At 62.1% G+C, this 1,420-nt stretch carries 1 protein-coding gene; it reads right to left on the reverse strand.

The annotated features are described in order from the left end of the window. Window positions 1–72 precede the first annotated feature (72 nt). The coding region (locus tag RI563_RS00690) for a methyl-accepting chemotaxis protein (protein WP_310692393.1) at window positions 73–1,420 on the reverse strand (1,348 nt) is incomplete at its 5' end.

Raw genomic sequence — 1,420 nt, forward strand, 5'->3', positions numbered from 1 at the left:
AAGGTGTCGGAGAGATTTAATTTTAGCCAACGTTGAGCAGTGTTTGTTAATCCCTTCGGCACCCTATTTTCACTAGTTCTTGAACTGTTTCAGCATACTTTCCATATTCTGCACCATCTCTGCCAGTTGGCTGGAGTCATAGGAACTCTGCTGCGCGGCGTTGAGCGTCTGGTCGGCGCCGTCGCTGATGTTGGTGACATTGCGGTTGAGCTCGTCGGCCACCGCACTTTGTTCCTCGGCCGCGGTGGCGATCTGGGTCGCCATTTCGAAGATGGTGGTGACATTGTTACTAATGGTGTTTAGCGAGGTCACGGCCTGCTGGGCATGTTCGACGCTATTCTGGGCGGTACTCTGACCCTGCTTCATTACCGCGGTGGCTGTCTTGGCCTCATTCTGCAGCCGTTCGATGATACTCTGGATTTCGCCGGTAGATTGCTGGGTGCGGGTGGCCAGTCCCCGTACTTCGTCGGCCACCACGGCAAAGCCACGCCCATGCTCGCCGGCGCGCGCGGCCTCAATGGCGGCGTTCAGGGCGAGCAGGTTGGTCTGCTCGGCAATGCCGCTGATGACGTCGATCACGCTGCCGATGTCGTCGCTTTGAGTGCGCAGCGAGTCCATGGTCTGCGCGGCCTGGCCCACCTCGTCGCTCAGCTGCTCAATGGTCGATGCGGTGGTATTGACCACCTGTTTACCCGTGTCGACTTCCTGCTGGGTGTTTCGGGCGGAATCCGCCGTGACCGAGGTGTTTTGCGCAACTTCCTGTACCGTGGCAGCCATCTCGTTGACCGCCGAGGCGACCTGATCGACCTCGGACTGCTGGGACCGGGCGCCGTCCAAAGTTTGATCCGAGGCCGTCGCGGTGGAGCTGGCGGTTTGAGACAGGCTGCCGGCGGTGTCTTCGATCCGACCCAGAACCGTGTTGATCCTGGCCTGCTGGCTCTCGAGTGCGGTGGTGAGCTGGGCCACTTCGTCCAGATCACCCCCATAGACGCGGTTGGCCAGCGGGTTGTCGCTGAAGCGACGTGAGTCGACGGCGGCCCGGCGCAGGCGCCGGGTCAGGCCATGCGCCAGGGCGAAGCTGCCGCCCAGGCCCGCGGCCAGAATCGCTCCAGCGGTGAGTGCGCCCGCACCGGTCAGACCCGCCAGGGTAAGGAGAGTGAGGCTTTGAAGCGCCGCGATGCCGGCAAAGGCTCGTCCCCGGGCGCCGATCCGCTGTCGCCAGACAGGAAAGGGCTTCTTGCCCTGGTTGAGGCGGGTGTACAGGCGCTCGGCGCGTTCGCGGTCGGCGCTGTTCGGCTGTGTGCGTACCGACTGGTAGCCCACTACCTTATCCTGATCGTAAACCGGGGTGACATAGGCGCTGACCCAATAGAAGTCGCCGTTCTTACAGCGGTTCTTGACCATGCCCAGCCAGGGCATT

Origin of the sequence: Thiohalophilus sp., from assembly GCF_031581315.1 — a bacterium.
In the GTDB taxonomy this organism is placed as follows: domain Bacteria; phylum Pseudomonadota; class Gammaproteobacteria; order UBA6429; family Thiohalophilaceae; genus Thiohalophilus.